Origin of the sequence: Rhizobium sp. FKY42, from assembly GCF_005222835.1 — a bacterium.
Lineage (GTDB): Bacteria > Pseudomonadota > Alphaproteobacteria > Rhizobiales > Rhizobiaceae > Neorhizobium.
Genome location: NZ_STGA01000028.1, coordinates 48,854 through 67,495, shown reverse-complemented (window position 1 = coordinate 67,495; position 18,642 = coordinate 48,854). Strand labels below are relative to the sequence as shown.

The 18,642-nt window shown below is 57.9% G+C and carries 19 protein-coding genes and 1 pseudogene; 11 read left to right on the top strand and 9 right to left on the bottom strand.

All coding sequences use genetic code 11. From position 1 onward, the window contains the following. Positions 1-53: 53 nt before the first annotated feature. Both E8M78_RS09760 and E8M78_RS09755 read right to left on the bottom strand, forming a co-directional pair. Positions 54-923, bottom strand: a complete 870-nt coding sequence (locus E8M78_RS09760) for a carbon-nitrogen hydrolase family protein (protein ID WP_137134878.1) — start codon at positions 921-923, stop codon at positions 54-56. Next, positions 920-1,513: a GNAT family N-acetyltransferase gene (locus E8M78_RS09755; RefSeq protein ID WP_137134877.1), complete on the bottom strand. Its 594-nt coding sequence runs from the start codon at positions 1,511-1,513 to the stop codon at positions 920-922. Before E8M78_RS09755 ends, E8M78_RS09760 begins: the two co-directional genes overlap by 4 nt. An 80-nt stretch (positions 1,514-1,593) precedes the next feature. On the opposite strand from E8M78_RS09755, the gene E8M78_RS09750 reads away from it, so the two are divergent. Genes E8M78_RS09750 through E8M78_RS09740 form a run of 3 tightly spaced genes read left to right on the top strand, consistent with a single transcriptional unit; the run spans position 1,594 to position 3,160 of the window. Continuing rightward, the gene (locus E8M78_RS09750; RefSeq protein WP_137134876.1) at positions 1,594-1,995 is read left to right on the top strand and encodes a ketosteroid isomerase-related protein; all 402 of its coding nucleotides are present in this window, start codon (positions 1,594-1,596) and stop codon (positions 1,993-1,995) included. A gap of 53 nt (positions 1,996-2,048) precedes the next feature. Then, complete coding sequence (locus E8M78_RS09745; RefSeq protein WP_137134875.1) at positions 2,049-2,627, top strand: helix-turn-helix transcriptional regulator; 579 nt, start codon at positions 2,049-2,051, stop codon at positions 2,625-2,627. A 14-nt stretch (positions 2,628-2,641) separates the two neighbouring features. Beyond that, positions 2,642-3,160 carry a GNAT family N-acetyltransferase gene (locus E8M78_RS09740; protein ID WP_137134874.1) on the top strand — a complete coding sequence of 173 codons (519 nt, stop codon included), beginning with the start codon at positions 2,642-2,644 and terminating at the stop codon, positions 3,158-3,160. A gap of 2 nt (positions 3,161-3,162) precedes the next feature. Here E8M78_RS09740 and E8M78_RS09735 read toward each other — a convergent pair whose 3' ends face one another. Continuing rightward, the gene (locus E8M78_RS09735; RefSeq protein ID WP_137134873.1) at positions 3,163-4,224 is read right to left on the bottom strand and encodes an alpha/beta fold hydrolase; all 1,062 of its coding nucleotides are present in this window, start codon (positions 4,222-4,224) and stop codon (positions 3,163-3,165) included. Positions 4,225-4,399: 175 nt separating this feature from the next. Here E8M78_RS09735 and E8M78_RS23270 point away from each other — a divergent pair, with 175 nt between their 5' ends. Beyond that, positions 4,400-4,573 carry a hypothetical protein gene (locus E8M78_RS23270; RefSeq protein WP_170973382.1) on the top strand — a complete coding sequence of 58 codons (174 nt, stop codon included), beginning with the start codon at positions 4,400-4,402 and terminating at the stop codon, positions 4,571-4,573. Positions 4,574-4,638: 65 nt separating this feature from the next. Here the strand turns inward: E8M78_RS23270 and E8M78_RS09730 are convergent, their stop codons facing one another. Continuing rightward, a complete protein-coding gene (locus E8M78_RS09730; RefSeq protein ID WP_137134872.1) occupies positions 4,639-5,745 on the bottom strand; it encodes a TRAP transporter substrate-binding protein in 1,107 nt (368 codons plus the stop codon). Between the two features lie 289 nt (positions 5,746-6,034). Between E8M78_RS09730 and mbfA the strand changes: the two genes are divergently transcribed. Further along, positions 6,035-7,018, top strand: a complete 984-nt coding sequence (gene mbfA / locus E8M78_RS09725; protein WP_137134871.1) for an iron exporter MbfA — start codon at positions 6,035-6,037, stop codon at positions 7,016-7,018. A gap of 71 nt (positions 7,019-7,089) precedes the next feature. Here mbfA and E8M78_RS09720 read toward each other — a convergent pair whose 3' ends face one another. After that, the gene (locus E8M78_RS09720) at positions 7,090-7,707 is read right to left on the bottom strand and encodes a transglutaminase-like cysteine peptidase (RefSeq protein ID WP_137134870.1); all 618 of its coding nucleotides are present in this window, start codon (positions 7,705-7,707) and stop codon (positions 7,090-7,092) included. A 142-nt stretch (positions 7,708-7,849) separates the two neighbouring features. Further along, a complete protein-coding gene (locus tag E8M78_RS09715; RefSeq protein ID WP_137134869.1) occupies positions 7,850-8,641 on the bottom strand; it encodes an alpha/beta hydrolase in 792 nt (263 codons plus the stop codon). Between the two features lie 183 nt (positions 8,642-8,824). On the opposite strand from E8M78_RS09715, the gene infC reads away from it, so the two are divergent. The 5 genes from infC to pheT all read left to right on the top strand — a co-directional run bounded on the left by infC (position 8,825) and on the right by pheT (position 13,886). Then, entirely contained in the window at positions 8,825-9,361 is a 537-nt protein-coding gene (gene infC / locus E8M78_RS09710) for a translation initiation factor IF-3 (protein WP_137134868.1), read from the top strand. A gap of 193 nt (positions 9,362-9,554) precedes the next feature. After that, positions 9,555-9,758 (top strand): 50S ribosomal protein L35, encoded by a 204-nt coding sequence (rpmI, locus tag E8M78_RS09705; RefSeq protein WP_062555095.1) that lies wholly within the window; start codon positions 9,555-9,557, stop codon positions 9,756-9,758. 37 nt (positions 9,759-9,795) lie between these two features. Continuing rightward, on the top strand, positions 9,796-10,200 hold the full coding sequence (gene rplT / locus E8M78_RS09700; protein WP_137134867.1) for a 50S ribosomal protein L20: 405 nt from the start codon (positions 9,796-9,798) through the stop codon (positions 10,198-10,200). 152 nt (positions 10,201-10,352) lie between these two features. Next, complete coding sequence (gene pheS / locus E8M78_RS09695) at positions 10,353-11,438, top strand: phenylalanine--tRNA ligase subunit alpha (RefSeq protein ID WP_137134866.1); 1,086 nt, start codon at positions 10,353-10,355, stop codon at positions 11,436-11,438. Between the two features lie 21 nt (positions 11,439-11,459). Further along, a complete protein-coding gene (gene pheT / locus E8M78_RS09690; RefSeq protein WP_137134865.1) occupies positions 11,460-13,886 on the top strand; it encodes a phenylalanine--tRNA ligase subunit beta in 2,427 nt (808 codons plus the stop codon). 54 nt (positions 13,887-13,940) lie between these two features. Here the strand turns inward: pheT and E8M78_RS09685 are convergent, their stop codons facing one another. Further along, complete coding sequence (locus E8M78_RS09685) at positions 13,941-14,714, bottom strand: AraC family transcriptional regulator (RefSeq protein WP_137135058.1); 774 nt, start codon at positions 14,712-14,714, stop codon at positions 13,941-13,943. A gap of 290 nt (positions 14,715-15,004) precedes the next feature. Here E8M78_RS09685 and E8M78_RS09680 point away from each other — a divergent pair, with 290 nt between their 5' ends. Then, a complete protein-coding gene (locus tag E8M78_RS09680) occupies positions 15,005-15,910 on the top strand; it encodes a DMT family transporter (RefSeq protein WP_137134864.1) in 906 nt (301 codons plus the stop codon). Positions 15,911-16,204: 294 nt separating this feature from the next. Here E8M78_RS09680 and E8M78_RS09675 read toward each other — a convergent pair. Both E8M78_RS09675 and E8M78_RS09670 read right to left on the bottom strand, forming a co-directional pair. Continuing rightward, positions 16,205-17,444, bottom strand: a pseudogene (locus tag E8M78_RS09675) (PAS domain-containing methyl-accepting chemotaxis protein). Between the two features lie 194 nt (positions 17,445-17,638). Continuing rightward, entirely contained in the window at positions 17,639-18,634 is a 996-nt protein-coding gene (locus E8M78_RS09670) for an aldo/keto reductase (RefSeq protein ID WP_137134863.1), read from the bottom strand. Between the last annotated feature and the right edge of the window lie 8 nt (positions 18,635-18,642).

Here is an 18,642-nt window from a genome sequence, read left to right as displayed (position 1 = left end):
CCGTATCATCGCAAAGCGGGAAATTGACTCAAAAGCCAGAAAACAAGGCGTTTTTACCTAAACTGTTCCGGCCAGTCTCGCCGGATGGCAACCTGTCCCTCGGTCCTGAGCCTCGCCACATGGGCCAGATCGATCTTCGTGACCAGCCAGCTGGTTTCCTGCACATCGTCACTTTCGCTCTCGGCAAAGATACCGGAAGGCGGCATTCCGTAATCTGAGGGAACATAAAGCGCGGCGCGGCCCTTGTTCTCATCGAGCGCCGGAGACCACGGCGCATCACCTGCGGTAGGTGCAGAAAGCACCGCATACTGGTTTTCCAGTGCGCGGGCCTGTGCGCCGATACGAACACGAAAGCTTCCGGCCAAGGTATCTGTACAGGACGGGGCGAGAACCAGTTCGACGCCAAGCTCCGCGAGCTTGCGCCCCAGCATGGGAAACTCATTGTCATAGCAGATCAGGATACCCAGGCGGCCAAGCGGGGTATCGAAGGCTCTCAATCCATCGACGCCTGCGGCAATATTCCAGTGTTCGCGCTCGAAGCGCGTCATGATCTGCTTGTCCTGATGGCCAATCAGCCCGTCCGGGCCAAACAGGGTAGCGCGGTTGCGGTACTGCCCGTCAGGGTCGAGAATCGGCATCGTTCCAGGCTGGAAGGTGATGCGATGCTTGCGGGCCAGCCCCTCGCACAGTTTCATCCAATCGGGAATGAGCGGCTGGATGCCTGCTATGGACTGGTGCAGATCGCCGCGCTCGGCTTCAGGCAAGAGACCTGTCAGCACAAGACCCGCATACTCCGGCAGCAGCAAAAGCTCCGCACCCTGTGAAACCGCGAGTTCAACAAGTGCCGTCAGATGCACGGCATAGGCATCGAAACTCTCGATCAGCTCGATCTTGTACTGACAGGCTGCAAGCGTGATGGTCATTCGGCAAGTGTCCTGATCCAGAAGGAAAGGGGTTTCGGGCTCTCGCTCTCTTCGTCCAGATCCCGCCAGGAAAATGTGGTGCGAAGCTCCGGGTGGTGGCTGTAGCCACGCTTTTGCCAGAAGCGGGTGAGGGGAGCATAATCCTTCGGGCGGCGCGGATGATCCTCCGGTCGCTCCACGGCGCAGAAGGTGCAGTTCGCCAGTCCCAGCTTCCGCGCCTGCTGCTCGCGGCCTTCAAAGAAGGCGAGCCCGATACCCTGTCCGCGGTAGGAGGGCAGAAGCACGCTTTCGCCGAAATAAAGGAAATCTTGCGGATTACGACCGCTCGCGAGAAATGGCGCCTTTACCTCTTCAGTCTCGGTTGCCATCGGTGTTGCGGTTGCTGCTCCCACGACAGCTTCATCGTCGAAAGCCAGCACGAAGAAAGAGCCATCAGACCGCGCATAGGTCGCAAGGTAAGTTCGCTCGTAATCGGGATTGCCATCGTAGAGATAGGGAAACTCGCGAAACACGGTGATGCGCAACCGGGCGAGGTCGTCAAAGAAGGGGGTGGCGTCGCTGCCGGAAAAGGATTTGACGATGAGAGCCATAGACTTGTTCTGTTCCTGATCGGCGCGTTATAGCCTTGCGCCAAGATCATTTGAAGCTGCCAGAAAAAGGGAAATTCCGCATGAGCGCCAGCGACATCATCCGCGCCTATTACGATGCCTTCAACGCGCAGGATATGGAAACCTTTCTCGCTCTGCTGACCGATGACGTGGCGCATGACATCAATCAGGGTGAGCGGCAGAACGGCAAGGATGCCTTTGCAAAGTTCATGCGGCACATGAACCGCTGCTACCGGGAAACGCTGACCGACATGGTGATCATGGTGAATGAGGCCGGCACTCGGGGCTCGGCGGAGTTCATTGTGCACGGCGAATATCTGGCGACTGACGAGGGGCTGCCGGAAGCGAGCGGCCAGACCTACAAACTGCCCGCTGGAGCCTTCTTCGAACTGCGCGACGGAAAGGTTTCCCGCGTGACCAACTATTACAATCTCAACGACTGGATTGCCCAAGTGAAAGACTGATTCTTATATAAGAACACTTGATTCCACTATATAAGAATTGTAGTATCGCGGTCATGAGCGACACGCAACAGCAATTCGAAGAAGCGACGGGAACGCGGCTGAAGACCCTGCGGCAACGGCAGGGTCTCACCCTTGATGAGCTGGCGAAAGCCTCCGGCGTCAGTCGTGCCATGATTTCGCGGATCGAGAGGGGGGAGGTCAGCCCGACTGCCTCGCTTCTGGCACGTCTATGCGAAGCGCTGGGCCTCAGTCTTTCGCATTTCTTCGCGCCGGACGATGCGCCAGCGAGCCCCTTCATTCGTCGCAATGAGCAACGCCTCTGGCGCGATCCCGTGACGGGTTATCTTCGCCGGTCGATTTCGCCGCCGGGAGTGGACAGTGCAGTCGACATCGTCGAGGTGGAGTTTCCGCCCGGCGCACGGGTCTCGTTTCCTCCGCGTGAGGAAAGCCGTCAGATGACGCAGCATGTCTGGTTGTTTGAAGGGCGGCTCGACATGATCCTGCTGGACGAGACCTATGAGATGAAACCCGGCGATTGCCTCTTCATGCATATCGGCGATGCCTTCGAATTCCACAACCCTTCCGATAAACCCGCGCGTTACGCCGTCATTCTTGACCGCGGGCGGCGTTGATAAAGGTATTGATCATGGCGACAATCCATCTTCTCAGTGCTGAAGACATCACCTCTAGACTGGATGACCTGTGCGGAGTATTGGCGGACTGCGTCAACGGCGGCGCTTCTGTCGGCTTCATGCAGCCTTTTGCGGTGGATGATGCACGCGCCTATTGGCTGCAGGTGCAGAAATCGGTTGGGTTGGGCCACACCATCATCGCCGTCGCCGAGCATGAGGGAAAGACCGTCGGAACGGTTCAGGTGGGCCTGGCCCAGAAGCCCAACCAGCCGCATCGCGGTGATCTCATGAAGTTGCTGGTGCACAGATCCGCCCGCGGCCTCGGACTTTCGAGGAAGCTGATGGAAGCGGTGGAAGTGGAAGCCGCTCGCCTTGGCCGGACGATCCTCGTACTTGATACGGCGACCGGCAGTGAAGCGGAGGCTATCTACCCCCGCTTCGGTTGGGAACGTGTCGGCGTCATCCCCGATTATGCACTCTGGCCACAAGGCGGCTTTTGCGGCACCACGCTGTTCTACAAGCGCGTTGGCTGACGCTATTTCAGGGCCTTCTCAAAGGCACTGATCACCAGCTTTTCCGCATCCCGGTGAACCTCGGCACGGTCACGCAGACCCTTTCCATCGCAGATCGGGTCGGCATCGCCCGCCTCCGACAGGAAATCCTGCGCGCCCGGTTTGCAGGCCGGCAGGAAGCTGAAGTGGTTGGCGCCGGTAATCTGGTGATAGGCCACGCCCGGAATCTGGGCGACGAGTTTCGTCGCATCCACCACTGCCGCCAAGGTATCACCGCTGCCCAGATTGATGATGGTTGTGTTGGCCTTGATCTGTTTCAGGCTCTCTGGCTTGAAGGCCTGTACCAAACCGGGATCGACAACGACGGCGGAGGTTATGCGCGGATCAATGTTCGATTGCTCGAACCGCTTGTCGAATTCCCGCAGTTTGACGACCGGCGAGGCAACCCGCTTGCCATCCACAAAGCCGAAGCCGCCCGCAAACCACTGGCAATCCATCATCATGGTGTAGCGATCGCAGTAATCGGCATAGGCGTTGAGATCGGCTCGCGCACCGATGATTTCCAGCGCCGTGCTGCCGCCCAGCGAAAAGCCCAGCACACCGATCTTTCCGGGGTCGATGGAGGCTTTCCATGGGGCTTCGCCCGTCATCCAGGTGATGATGTTGGTGAGATCCTGCGTCCGCTCCCAGATGCGTGGCGTGGCAATGGGCGTGGAATCGCCGCTCGTCGTGCCGGGATGATCTGGTCCGGCCACGATTAAGCCCTTTTCAGCAAGGCGTGTGGCAATCCATGCCATACCCAAAGCCCGCGAGCCTGAACCATGTGAGAGCAGGATCAGCGGATATTTTCCCGGATTGATCGCCGCTTCCGGCTTTGCCAGATCGCCGTTGAAGATGCGGTTGTCGCCGATCAGTTTTTCCGGCGCCTTGGCACCCGAGGGATACCACACGTCGACGGATAAGGGCTTGCCGCGCTGGGGTGAGGGCACGGAGATGGTAGTCCAGCCGATATTGCTTTCGGCAGAGGCGGCAAGAGGCATGAGGGTGCTGACGATAAGGGCAGCAAGCGGGAATATGTCTTTCATGGCGGAGCCTTTCAGGTTTCGAGACGAACCCAAATTCCCCTTCCCCGCAGCAGAATTCGACCTTGAACCTGTTCAAGGTCGTCCCGGATCATGTTCGCGGCCTCCAATATGCCTGGAATATCTCGCGACGGGCGTGGTTTTTTGCCTTGGCAACCATCGAACAATGGAGACGAAAATGTCGAAAAGCGATGTGAAAGCAATGCAGGAACGCGCAAAGGCGCAGGTCGCTAATACAAGTGCCGGTTGGCATTTGGGCGGAACCTATTACGGCCAGCAGCCGGACGGAAAAACCGTTACGACCAAGCTCCACTCGGGCGGCAAGGCCCGTTCGAATGACGGATCCAACTGATCCTTGATCGAATTCCTCTCGAGCTGAACGCGGCGACGCCTCGCCGCGTTCTTTGTGTATGAAGATTACAGCGTGCCCTTGCGCTGTTGCATCATCATGAACGTATCGAAGCTGTAGTCAGCGATCTGCATCCACAGATAGCCGTCCTTTTTGAAGGCCTGCTGGCTGTCGTAGATCTTCTTGAAGTTCTCGTTCTTGGCCGAGATCTCGGCATAGGTTTCCTGCGCGGCCTTGTAGCAGACATCCATGATGTCCTGGCTGAAGGGTTTCAGGATCGCACCCTGAGCCACCAGTTCGCGAACAGCCTTGGCGTTCAGGGCGTCGTAACGCTCCAGCATCAGCGCGTTCACGCGGGCGCAGGCATCGGTGAGAATACGCTGGTAGCTCTTCGGCAGCGCATTGAACTTCTCGCGGTTGAAGAAGGCATGAACCGTCGGGCCGCCTTCCCAGAAGGCCGGATAGTAATAGTACTTCGCGACCTTGTAGAAGCCGAGCTTATGGTCGTCGTAAGGGCCGACAAACTCGGTCGCATCGATCGTGCCCTTTTCCAGCGCGGCATAGACATCGCCACCGGCAATCTGCTGCGGTGTGACGCCAACCTTGCTGAGCACCTGGCCCGCGAGACCGGCAATGCGCATTTTCAGACCCTTCAGGTCATCGACGGTCTTGATTTCCTTGCGGAACCAGCCGCCCATTTGCGCGCCCGTATTGCCAGCAGGAAGGGCATAGAGGTTGTGACCTGCGAGAAACTCGTTGATCAGCTCATTGCCGCCGCCAACGGTGAACCAGGAATTGGTCAGGCGCGCGTTGAGGCCGAAGGGAATCGCGGTGCCAAGCGCAAAAGCCGGGTCCTTGCCGACATAGTAGTAGGCGCAGGTATGCGCCATCTCGACCGTGCCGGAGGCTACCGCATCTGCCGCCTGCAGCGGCGGAACAATTTCGCCCGCCGCATAGGTCTGGATCTTGAATTTTCCGCCAGTCGCCTCGGACACGCTTTTTGCGATCTCGGTCGCGCTTTCGAAAAGCACATCAAGGCTCTTCGGGAAGGAGGACGTCAGGCGCCAGGTGATCTCGGGGTTTTCCTGGGCAAGTGCCGGGGCCGCCAAGGTCGTTGCTGCAGCCGCGCCAATGCCTGCCGTGCCAGCCTGACGGAAAAATGCTCTGCGATTCATGAAATTCAATGCCTTCATATTCTGTCTAGGTGAGCCTTGCTCACATCGGAGCCTGCTAAAACATTTTGTTGCGCTGCAAGCAAGGCGCAAATGAGGAAACTTGCGCGGCAACTTGCCTCTGCATCAGGTCGTTTCGCTTTAGGTAGTTTTCTTCATCAATCCGGCTCTTGTGGGCTTTCTTTGACAAAGTAGGCATCGAACCAAGATGGCCAAAAAGATGGACGCGACACCTTGATTTCAAAATGTCTCAGATTAGAATTAGAATAATTCTAAAAAGGATGCCGATAAAATGTTTGATCTGTTTCGGGGCTCCGGGCGCCGCCCGTTTGAAAGCCTCAGTGAAGAGGAAATTCTGGCACTTGCCATTTCTTCCGAGGAAGAGGATGCGCGCATCTATCTCTCTTACGCACGGGCCCTACAGGAACAGGCGCCTGCGTCAGCCAGGGTGTTCCGCGACATGGCGGAAGTGGAACAAACCCACCGCAACATGTTGATCAGCCAGTTCCGCCAGAGGTTTGGGGAGGAAATTCCGCTCATCCGCCGAGAACATGTGCGCGGCTTCTATCAGCGCAAACCGGATTGGCTGGTCAAGAATCTGTCGCTGGAGACGATCCGCGCACAGGCCGAACTGATGGAGCGGCAGGCCTACTCCTTCTATATGGAGGCGCAAAAGCGTGTAACGGATGCGTCGACCCGGCAATTGCTCGGTGATCTCGCCCTTGCAGAACAGGGGCACAGCGACATTGCGCACATGTTGGGCGATAAGCATACACCCGACGAAGTCCGCAATGAGGAAGCTGCGGGCGAACGCCGGCAGTTCATCCTCACCTATCTCCAGCCGGGTCTTGCAGGTCTTATGGACGGCTCTGTCTCGACGCTTGCACCCATCTTTGCCGCCGCCTTTGCCACGCAGGATACCTGGCAGACATTTCTCGTTGGTCTTTCCGCCTCGGTCGGTGCCGGCATTTCCATGGGCTTTACTGAAGCCTCGCATGACGACGGCAAGCTCTCTGGACGCGGTTCACCGCTCAAGCGTGGCCTCGCCTGCGGCATCATGACCACCGTTGGCGGGCTCGGTCATGCGCTACCCTACCTGATCCCACATTTCTGGACCGCGACAATTATCGCTGCCATCATCGTTTTTGTGGAACTCTGGGCTATAGCCTTCATTCAGAACAAGTATATGGAAACGCCCTTTATGCGGGCTGTCTTCCAGGTCGTGTTCGGCGGCTCGCTGGTTCTGGCAGCCGGTATCCTGATCGGGAATTCCTGAAAACAGGATTGCTGCTTGAAATGAAAAGGCCGAGCAGTCGCCCGGCCTTTGGATCATGGAGTTGAGTGGTATCAGCGCAGGGCGCCGACCACGATTTCGCGACCATCCTCAATGGAAACCCAGCGGCCCGTGTTGAACGAAGCCTGACGCTTCAGGAACGTGTAGGGCGTGTCGCTCCAGAGCTTCACTTCGTCCGACAGGTTGTCGAGAATGAAATCCCCCTCCGAGGTCCGGACAGTCAGAACTGCGTGGCCTTCACCATCGGGCTTACGAACCACGGTGATGAGAAGGTCGGCCAGAGAGAAGCCCTTGTCCTTCAGCTCCTTGCGCTTCTGAAGCGCATAGTCCTCGCAATCTCCAGCGGTTGTCGGATAGGCCCAGTATTCTTCCCGGCCATAGACTTCCATGTCTGTGCGGGCTTCGATGCGATGGTTCACCGAGAAATTGATCTGCTGGATCATTTCCCACCCATACTCCGTGACCTTGGGAGCGGGAGTCGATGCAAAACGCTGATCGCACTCGGCGGGCAGGCGCTGACAGAATTCATAATGGCCGATCGGCTGGGAGGTAATACCACCCACGATCATTTGCGCCGAAGATGTGCGTGGTGCCGGAACAGCCGCTGACGCTGACACAAGCACAGTCGCGAGGATCACAGCCAACTGCCGTGCCTTCTGGGCATACATCATGAACCCGTCCCTTCAAATCCTAACGAAACGTTAAGATCGTCTGGGGGCTGGTGTCAATTATGAACGAAAGATTAACAAGCTTGCTCGTAATTTATGGTTAAGATCGATTCATTTCAGCAACATATAATGTTGCGGATGAAAATCAGATCAATCCGATAATCGCCGCCCGCATGCGCTCGATATCCTGCGGTCGGGACAGGCGGTGATCGCCGTCGCGGATCAGTGTCAGAACGACGTCATCGGCAGGCAGGAATTCCACGAGCTTCAGCGCATGCTGGAATGGAACATCCGCATCCTTCATGCCTTGCAGGATGTGAACCGGGCATCCTGTCTCGATGATCCCGGTCAGAACGCGGTTGCTGAACCCATCCTCCATGAGATCGCGCGTAAAGATATTCGGCTCCGAGCTGTATTCCGAGGGCTCTTCGAAAAACCCCCGTTCCCGGAGCGACTGCCTCTCGGTCTCGCTGAGCGCAGGCTCGATCAGGTCATGCGTGAAGTCCGGCGCTGGGGCGATGAGGACGAGGCCCTTTACCCCGGTCTCGCTTTGTTTGCGGAGTTCCTGAAGCGCCCGCAAGGAAATCCACCCGCCCATGGAGGATCCAACGAGGATGACTTCTCTGGCCGGATGAGCCTTGATGACGGACAGAGCCTCTTCCAGCCAGCGTGAAATCGTGCCATCGCGGAACTCGCCGCCGGAAATGCCGTGGCCGGAATAATCGAAGCGCAGCGACGGCAGACCCAGTTCTTCAGCCAATCGCTCCATTTCCAGGGCCTTGGTGCCGCTCATGTCGGAGCGATAGCCGCCGAGCCAGACGAGCATGGGGGAATCGGCTGCTTGCCCCTGCCGGTGAACCAGCGCGATCTGCCGGGCTTGTCTGCCCTCACCAACGGTGATGTGGGTGCTTTTATAGGGCGCGACCGACAGATTCATGGCTCATTCTCCTTCAAACAGATGCACCTATAAAACAGATTCGTAAAAACGCGGCACTAGGTGATTTATTGGCGACACTATGCTATTGACTTCGGAGCAGCGTTGACGAAATTGCCCTTTCATTGCGCCACGAGCGTACGGGCCGCCGCTGCGACCCTTTAATTATTCGAGGAGAATACGACCATTCGCAGACCATTCAAGACCGACGCTCCTGTCAAAGACGGACCGCGCTCTAACCGGGAAATCCGCATTCCTCGCGTCCAGTTGATCGACGCAGAGGGTCAAAACCTCGGCATCGTGCCGACAGACCAGGCGCTGAGAATGGCCGAGGAGGCAGGTCTCGATCTCGTCGAGATTTCTCCGAACACCGAGCCGCCGGTCTGCAAGATTCTCGATCTCGGCAAGCTGAAGTATGCCAACCAGAAGAAGGCTGCCGAAGCGCGCAAGAAGCAGAAGATCGTCGAAATCAAAGAAATCAAGATGCGTCCGAACATCGACACCCATGACTATGAGGTGAAGATGAAGGCCATCAATCGCTTCTTCGAAGACGGTGACAAGGTTCGCGTTACGCTGCGCTTCCGTGGTCGTGAAATGGCGCACCAGGAACTCGGCATGAAGCTTCTTCTTCAGGTCAAGGAAGACACCGCGGCAATCGCCAAGGTCGAAGCCGAGCCGAAGCTGGAAGGCCGCCAGATGATGATGGTTTTGGCGCCGCGCTAATCGGTGCCTTTCCATCCTGCGACGGTCCATTTGCGGCCGTGCACGCAAATCTGCTCACCCCCATTGCGCTTTTACCGGTCTGTCGGTATAAGCGCGCGTCCGAACGGTCCGGCAGGGCATGCCGTGGCCGTTTTTGAATAGCTTGAAGCCAGCCTCATCAGCCAGCTTCGATACAAGAATACGGAGTAGCAAAATGCCCAAGATGAAGACGAAATCGTCCGCCAAGAAGCGGTTCAAGGTCACTGCGACGGGCAAGGTTCTCGCCGCTGCTGCTGGCAAGCGCCACGGCATGATCAAGCGTTCCAACAAGTTCATCCGCGATGCTCGCGGTACGATGGTTCTGGCCGAAGCTGACGGCAAGAAGGTCATCAAGAACTACCTGCCAAACGGTCTCTGAGACCATTTCGCTTTCGGAACATTAAGGAGATCATGACATGGCACGCGTAAAACGTGGCGTAACCTCACGCGCAAAGCACACCAAGACCCTGAAGGCCGCAAAGGGCTTCTACGGTCGTCGTAAGAACACCATCCGCGCCGCAAAGGCAGCTGTCGATCGTTCGCGTCAGTTCGCAACGCGCGACCGTCGCGTCAAGAAGCGCAACTTCCGCGCTCTGTGGATCCAGCGTATCAACGCTGCTGTCCGCGAATTCGGCCTGACCTATGGTCGTTTCATCGACGGCTTGAACAAGGCTGGCATCGAAGTGGACCGCAAGGTTCTGTCTGACATGGCAATCCATGAGCCGGCAGCATTCGGCGCTCTCGTCGAAGCTTCCAAGAAGGCGCTCGCCTACCTCAAGGACGCCGGTACGGCAAACGAGTTTGAAAGCGCGGTTCGTTAACCAGCGCTTCCCAAGCTTCACGAGCTTCATTGATTTGGGAAACCCGCGCTGGTTTGGGCTGGCGCGGGTTTTTCATTGGACCGTTACGACCAAGTGCAACGGGTGGAGAGCGGGCCTTCCTGGTCTTCGCCGAGCATCAAACGGAAAACATCATGTCTGATCTGGAAAACCTGAAATCCTCGCTTCTGGCCGAAATCAACGACGCATCCGATGAGGCGACCCTGGAAGGCGTTCGCGTTTCGGCGCTGGGTAAGAAGGGCTCCGTCTCAGAACTGCTGAAGACACTGGGCGCCATGAGCCCGGAAGAGCGCCAGACCCGCGGAGCCGCGATCAATGCGCTGAAGAACGAGGTCACGGAGGCGCTCACCACACGCAAGACTGTGTTGCGCGACGCCGCAATCAATGCCCGGCTTGCAGCAGAAACTCTGGACGTGACGCTGCCGGTGCGCTCGTCGCCCGCAGAGCGTGGCCGTATTCATCCGATCAGTCAGATCGTCGATGAAATCACCGCCATCTTTGCAGATATGGGTTTCTCCATCGCGGAAGGCCCGGACATCGAGACCGACTATTACAATTTTACGGCCCTGAACTTCCCGGAAGGTCACCCGGCCCGCGAGATGCACGACACCTTCTTTCTTCCGACTGACGAGAAGGGTGAGCGCAAGGTTCTGCGTACGCACACCTCGCCTGTGCAGGTGCGCACCATGGAAGCCCAGAAGCCACCGATCCGCATCATCATTCCGGGTAAGACCTACCGTCAGGATAGCGACGCAACCCATTCGCCCATGTTCCACCAAGTGGAAGGCCTGGTTGTCGACAAGAAGAGCCATGTCGGAAACATGCGCTGGATTCTGGAAGAGTTCTGCAAGGCTTTCTTTGAGGTGGATAGCGTGACCATGCGCTTCCGCCCCTCTTTCTTCCCCTTCACGGAGCCAAGCTTCGAGGTGGATATCCAGTGTGACCGTTCTTCCGGCCCGATCGTTAAGTTCGGTGAAGGCACGGACTGGATGGAGATCCTTGGCTGCGGCATGGTGCATCCGAACGTTCTGCGCGCCGGGGGGCTCGATCCCGATGAATACCAGGGCTTTGCCTGGGGCATGGGTCTCGACCGTATCGCCATGCTGAAATACGGAATGCCGGACCTTCGCGACTTCTTCAACGCCGATGTGCGCTGGATGAGCCATTACGGTTTCCGTCCGCTCGACATGCCGACACTGTTCGGCGGTTTGAGCCAGTAATTCAGCACGGAGGATAAACTTATGAAATTCACGCTCTCCTGGCTGAAGGAACATCTGGAAACCGAGGCGACGCTGGAGCAGGTTTGCGAGCGGTTGACGGCGATCGGCCTCGAAGTCGAGGATGTTGATGATCGCGCAGCCTACAAGCCGTTTGTCATTGCCAAGGTCGTGTCCGCCGAAAAGCACCCGTCTGCCGACCGGCTGAAGGTGCTGATGGTCGATACGGGAGATGGAAAGCCGGTGCAGGTGGTTTGCGGTGCGCCGAATGCCCGCGCTGGCCTCGTCGGCGCCCTGGCGCGTCCGGGAACCTATGTTCCGGGCATTGATGTGACGCTTGCAGTCGGCAATATCCGCGGCGTCGAAAGCCACGGCATGATGTGCTCCGAGAAGGAGCTCAACATCTCCGATAATCACGACGGCATCATTGACTTGCCAGAGGATGCGCCGGTCGGCCAGACCTTTGCATCCTTCGCAGGACTTGATGATCCGGTCATCGAGATCAACCTCACGCCAAACCGCCCCGATTGCACAAGCATCTTCGGTATTGCGCGCGATCTGGCGGCTTCCGGTCTCGGTACGCTGAAGCAGCCGAAGACGCCGTCCTTCAAGGTGGATGGTGAAACTCCGGTCGAAGTCTCCATCGATCTCGATGACGAGAGCCTTTGCCCCGGTTTTGCGCTGCGCCTTGTTCGCGGCGTGAAGAATGGCCCGAGCCCTGCCTGGATGCAGCAGCGTTTGAAGGCCATCGGCCTTCGCCCGATCAACGCGCTGGTGGACATCACCAACTACATGACCTTCGATCAGGGTCGCCCCATGCACGTGTTTGATGCGGCAAAGGTGAAGGGAAATCTCACTGTTCGCCGTGCGACAGAGGGCGAAGAAATCCTCGCTCTCGACACCCGCACCTACAAGCTGTCGCCGAACAATGTCATCATTTCCGATGATAATGGCGTCGAATCCATCGGCGGCATCATGGGTGGCGAGCATTCCGGCTGTGACGAGAACACGGTGGACGTGCTGATTGAATCCGCGCTCTGGGATCCCATCAACATTGCCAAGTCTGGCCGCTCGCTCGGCATCATTACCGATGCGCGCTACCGCTTCGAGCGCGGCGTCGACCCGGAATACATGATGCCGGGTCTTGAGCGTACGACGGAACTGGTGTTGGAACTGTGCGGTGGCACGGCAGCCAAGGCCCGTGTTGCCGGTTACAAGGGCCATGACCGCAGAATCGTCGATTTCCCCTTCTCGGAGGTCAAGCGTCTGACGGGCCTGACCGTTTCGATTGAGGAAAGCCGCCAGATCCTGACAGGTCTCGGCTTCGAGATCCTTTCCGGTGACGATCAGCAGGTGCAGGTCGCTGTTCCCTCCTGGCGTCCCGATGTCGAGGGCAAGGCGGATCTTGTCGAAGAAATCATGCGTGTTCACGGCGTCGATAACATCAAGCCGGAACCGCTTGCTGCCAAGGATACGGTCAATGGCCGTATCCTGACCACGCTGCAAATCCGTACGCGCGTTGCCAAGCGGGCGCTTGCCTCGCGCGGCATGCTGGAAGCCGTCACCTGGTCCTTTATCCCGGAAGATCATGCCAAGCTGTTCGGCGGCGGAAGCCCGGCATTGAAGCTGGTCAACCCGATTGCTGCCGACATGTCCGACATGCGGCCTTCGCTTCTGCCCGGTTTGCTGACTGCCGTCCAGCGCAATGCCGACAAGGGCTATGGTGACGTGGCGATCTTCGAAGTCTCCGGAACTTATGAAGGTGATACGCCCGAAAAGCAGCGTCGCGTAGCCGGTGGCATTCGACGCGGCACGGCCTCGCTTTCCGGTTCAGGCCGTTTGTGGTCCAACGCTGCCAAGGGTGGCGGAAAGCCCGTCGATGTGTTCGATGCCAAGGCAGATGCCCTGGCTGTTCTCGAAGCTTGCGGCATGCCCATGGCCAATGTGCAGGTGGAGCAGGGCGGCCCTTCCTGGTACCATCCGGGCCGTTCCGGCACGATCAAGATGGGCCCCAAGGTGGTGCTCGGCCATTTCGGTGAGTTCCATCCGAACACGCTGTCGGCGCTGGACGTGTCCGGCGCACTGGCAGGCTTCGAGGTTTATCTCGATGCCATGCCGGAGCCTAAGAAGAAGGCCACGCGCACCAAGCCGGCGTTGGAGCTTTCTCCGTTCCAAATGGTGAAGCGAGACTTCGCCTTCGTGGTGGAAAAGGCTGTCGATGCCGGCTCCATCATCAAGGCGGCCACGAGTGCTGACCGCAAGCTGATCACGGGCGTCAACGTATTCGATGTCTTCGAGGGCGCATCCCTAGGCGAAGGTAAGAAGTCGATCGCCATCGAAGTGCTGATCCAGCCGACCGACAAGACGCTGACGGACGAGGATTTCGACGCGCTGACGAAGAAGATTGTCGGCAATGTCGAGAAGACGACCGGCGGCGTGCTTCGCGCCTGATCACGGATCAATCCGGCTGGCAGTCCATGAGCTGCCAGTCGGAGACGGCACGTATCAGTTCCCGATCCAGGGTGTATTTGCCGAATTGCCGTTGCTCAACAGGCGATAGGCAAAGGGCGTAATGCCTGTCATGGTCTTGAAGGCGCGCGTCAGATGGCTCTGATGGCTGAAACCACAGGCGGCGGCAATCTCCGCAATCGGTTCCGCACTGGCCAACATCCGACGGGCCTTTTCAATCCTGCGATTGAGAATGAAGCTATGCGGGCTCACCCCACAGCTTTGCTTGAACATGCGCTGAAGATGGAATTCACTGAGATTGGCAGTACATGCTAATTCCCGCAGTGATATCTGTCGGTGGAGTTCTGCTTCGATATAGTCGAACAGACGTCGGCGAACCTGCGGTGCGAGCCCACCTCGGAGCGTAAACTGTTTCTGGCCGCCATAGCGGGGGTCGGCGAAGATTTGATAGGCCATAGAGACGGAAGCCTCCTCGGCCATTACATGGTGATTGGATTGAAGAGCCGTTGCGAGCTTGCTGAGGGCGAAGGCGACCGCAGGGGCCTCGTCGAAGGTTGCTTCTGGCAGGATCATAAGACGTGCATCGCGATCGAAGGTTTCCGAGAACAGGCGGCACAATTCATCATCGGCGATATACAGATGGACGAACTCGAAGCGTTCGGTGATCTCCCACTCCGATGAAGCGCCCTGCGGCATGATACATAGTGCGCCGGGCCTTCCGCACAGCGGCGCGCCATCGACGCGTCGTGTTCCATCACCACCATGCAGATAAAAGCTGAACGTATGGCCGTCTGGGCGCTCATAGTGCATGCGGTCATGGCTGTTCTGCCAAAGAGCGGCCGCCCTGTTCGCGCCCATATCAAGCGCACCCAGCCTTCTGGCGCGGGAGGACGCGGATAAGGAGCCAAAGATGGATGCGGTGTGCAGCATGATGAAACTCGGGGATAGCCGGAGCGTATCCTACAGCTGCCACAGTCATCATGACCACTGCAAATATATCGCAACAGCGCGTCGAAGACAGGATTGCCGCAAGATCGTGCAAGCGCTTGGCCGTTCTGTCGGGATAGAGCCTGTGTTCGAAATGACATTCAGGTGCCATCATGACCAATCTGCTGCTTTTCTCCTCCACCGTGCTCATCTGGGGAACGACATGGATAGCCATTGCGCTGCAGATCGGGCCTGTGCCGGTGCTGGTTTCCGTCTTCTATCGCTTTGGCCTTGCTGCCCTCATTCTTGTTGGGGCACTCTTGATATCTGGCCGCCTGAAGGTGCCGACGCTTAAGCAGCAGCCCTTTGTCGTCGTTCAGGCGCTATCACTCTTCTGCTGCAACTTTCTCTGCTTCTATCATGCGGCGGCCTATGTGCCTTCAGGGCTTATCTCCGTCGTCTTCTCTCTGGCGACCGTCTACAATGCCGTGAATGCCAGGATCTTTTTTGGCGATCCCATCAAATCACGTACGCTTCTTGCCGCGGCCCTTGGTGTGGCAGGTCTTTGCCTGCTTTTTGGACCGGATGTGTTTCTGGCGGTCAAGCCCGACAGCTGGAAGGGCATAGCGCTCTCGGCGCTCGGAACGCTCTTCTTTTCCTTCGGCAACATGGCCTCCCGCCGCAATAGTGCCGCCGGTCTCTCGCCCGTAACCGCCAATGCCTGGGGGATGACCTACGGCTCTCTGGCCTTGCTATTCCTGATTGCAGTGACGCAAACACCTGTCGTTGCGCCGCCGGATAGAACCTACATCGCTGCACTGATCTATCTCTCGGCGATTGGCTCCGTCGTAGGTTTCACGACCTATCTCATGCTGGTTTCGCGGATCGGCTCACAGAAAGCTGCCTATGCAACGGTTCTCTTTCCGGTCGTCGCGCTCACTTTGTCGAGCTTTTATGAGGATTATCACTGGACTCCGGCTGGTATTCTGGGGCTTACGCTGACGCTTGCTGGCAACGCCGTGATGTTTGCACGGTTTCCGCTTACCCTTCGCACGCGGGAGAAGGAAAGAATAGCGTAGAATATTTCGCCTTATGTAGCGGGAACCAATAGTCTAATTCGCCGTTCCTGAGCGCCGTGACAGTCACGGTCAGAAGTTGGTCCTGGGTGCCTATGTTGCCGGTCGGCTGTCACATCGAATTCCCCGTAGCGGTGGGTTGTACGGTCTGACGGTTTGGGCTGCAACGACGATCCTGTTGCTTTATCTCGTTTCTGGTGCCCTTGCAGGTTTCCTCGGCGGTCGCGTGCGCGCCTGATCAACCTCATTTCCTCCCAAGGGAAGGGGCTGGGCGATACTGGTCGCCTGGCCTTTCTGTCAGGAGGCCTGGCGCAGGTGACCAATCCGGTGGGCGCGTTCTTCCGGCGTCCATATCTCGCGCTTGTTTTCGCGTTGAGTGCCGCGCCTGTTCATCTTGAACCGCGAAACCAGTTCGGTCAGGACGGCAGTGCCGTCCGACAGCGATTGGCTGATCTGCGTGGAATGCGCCACCATCTCGGCATTCGCCTGCGCCATTCGCCTTCGCCATGCGATCGACATCCATGACCGAGTGGTTGATTTCATCCAGCGCAAGCGCTTCCTCGGCAGAGGAGGTGGCAACGCCATCGACATTGCGATCGATTGCTTCCACGAAGCTTTCGATCTCCTGCAGAGCCTTGCCTGTCTCGCCAACCAGCCGGACGCCATCTTTCACTTCATCCGCTGACGTGTTGACCAGCGTTTTGATTTCCTTTGCAGCGCTTGCGGAACGTTGTGCAAGCTCCCGCACTTCTTGCGCCACGACGGCAAGTCCCTTGCCGGCATCACCGGCGCGTGCAGCCTCTACCCCGGCGTTGAGAGCGAGCAGGTTTGTCTGGAAGGCGATCTCGTCAATGACCCCGATGATCTTGCCGATCTCGTTCGAAGCTGCTTCGATCCGCTCCATGGCGCTCACCGTGTTGCGAACGACCTCGACGGATGACGCTGCAGCCAAGCGGGCATCGCTTGCAAGCTTTCGCGTCTCGCGCGTGCGCTCGGTGGCGGAGCGAACATTCGACGTGGCCTGGGCAAGTGCGGTGGCCGTGGTTTCCAGAGCCGCAACCTGCTGCCGCGTGCGGGCAGACAGTTCGTCGGCTGACTTGCTCATAGCCTCGCCATTCTCCATCAGGAATTCGGTCTGATTGAGCACGCCGGAAAGGGTCTGCTGATGTGCCGTGATATCCGTCGCGAACTTCACGACCTTGAACGGCTTCCCGCCACGATAGGCCGGGTTATAGGAGGCTTCAATCCAGATCTCCCGGCCACCTTTCGCAACGCGCTTGTATTGACGCTGGTCGAAACGACCCTCTGCGAGGCCGGACCAGAACTGTTTGTATTCGCGGGATCCAGTCTCGGCGGGCAGCACGAACATTCGATGATGCTGCCCAACGATGTCCGACAGCTGATATCCCATGGCTTTGAGGAAGTTCTCGTTTGCGTGCAGGATCCAACCGCTAAGGTCGAACTCAATGATCGCCTGCGAGCGGTTGAGCGCTGCGAGGATGGACCGCGCATCGCCGCCAAGATCGAAAATGGACATAAAAGCCTCATAGGCTGAAAGGAAACTAACTATCAGAAAATAAAGAGAAAGATATCACTAATATAATAAAGTCGAGACGCGACTGTCAGAAATCATCGATGAATTTCAACATTTTGGTGTCTCGCCCATCGCCTGAACGAAGGTGAGTACTCCAGAGGATTTATACCCTTCCGGAGTACGATCCAGCGGTTGTGTTACTTGTTGGCCATCTTGGCCATGCTTTCCGGATAGCGCTCGCCCTTGACCTTGGAGGGGGAGAGCAGGTCACCCAACTCCTTCAGTTCTGAAGCAGACAGCTGGATATCTGCTGCGGCGACATTCTTCTCCAGATTTGCAATCTTCGTCGTGCCGGGAATCGGGACGATGAAATCGCCCTGCGCCAGCACCCATGCCAAAGCCAGTTGACCTGCGGAGACACCTTTCTTCGCCGCCATCTCTTCAAGCAGGTGAACCAGCGCAAGATTGGCATCGAAATTCTCGCCTTGGAAACGGGGAAGGCCGCGACGGAAATCGTTTTCAGCCAAGCCATCTAGGTTCTTGAGCGCGCCGGTCAACGCCCCTCGACCAAGTGGCGAGAACGGAACGAAGCCGATACCGAGCTCCCGGCAGGTATCCAGAACACCGTTTTCCTCCGGGTCACGGGTCCACAGTGAATACTCGCTCTGGATGGCGGCGATGGGATGAACAGCGTGTGCACGCTTGAGCGTTGCGGCGCTTGCCTCGGAAAGTCCGAGTGCCCGCACCTTGCCTTCCTTCACGAGTTCCGCCATGGCGCCTACCGTTTCCTCGATCGGGACATCCGGATCGACGCGGTGCTGATAAAGCAGGTCGATCACCTCGACACCGAGCCGCTTGAGGGAAGCTTCCGCCACAGCCCGTACATGGTCCGGACGGCTGTCAACGCCCGAGGGACGCGCGGCCTTTGCCTGATCGCCGATGGTAAAGCCGAATTTGGTCGCGATCAGTACCTTGCCCCGGTAAGGCTTGATGCCCTTGCCCACCAGTTCCTCATTGGTAAACGGTCCGTAGACTTCCGCCGTGTCGAATAGCGTCACGCCGAGTTCCACGGCGCGTGCCAGCGTGTTCAGGGAAGCCTGCTCGTCGATGACGGGTGTGTAGGCATGGGTCATGCCCATGCAGCCCAGCCCGAGAGCGGAGGTTTCCAGGAAACCAAGTTTTCTCTTCTGCATGGTCTAAC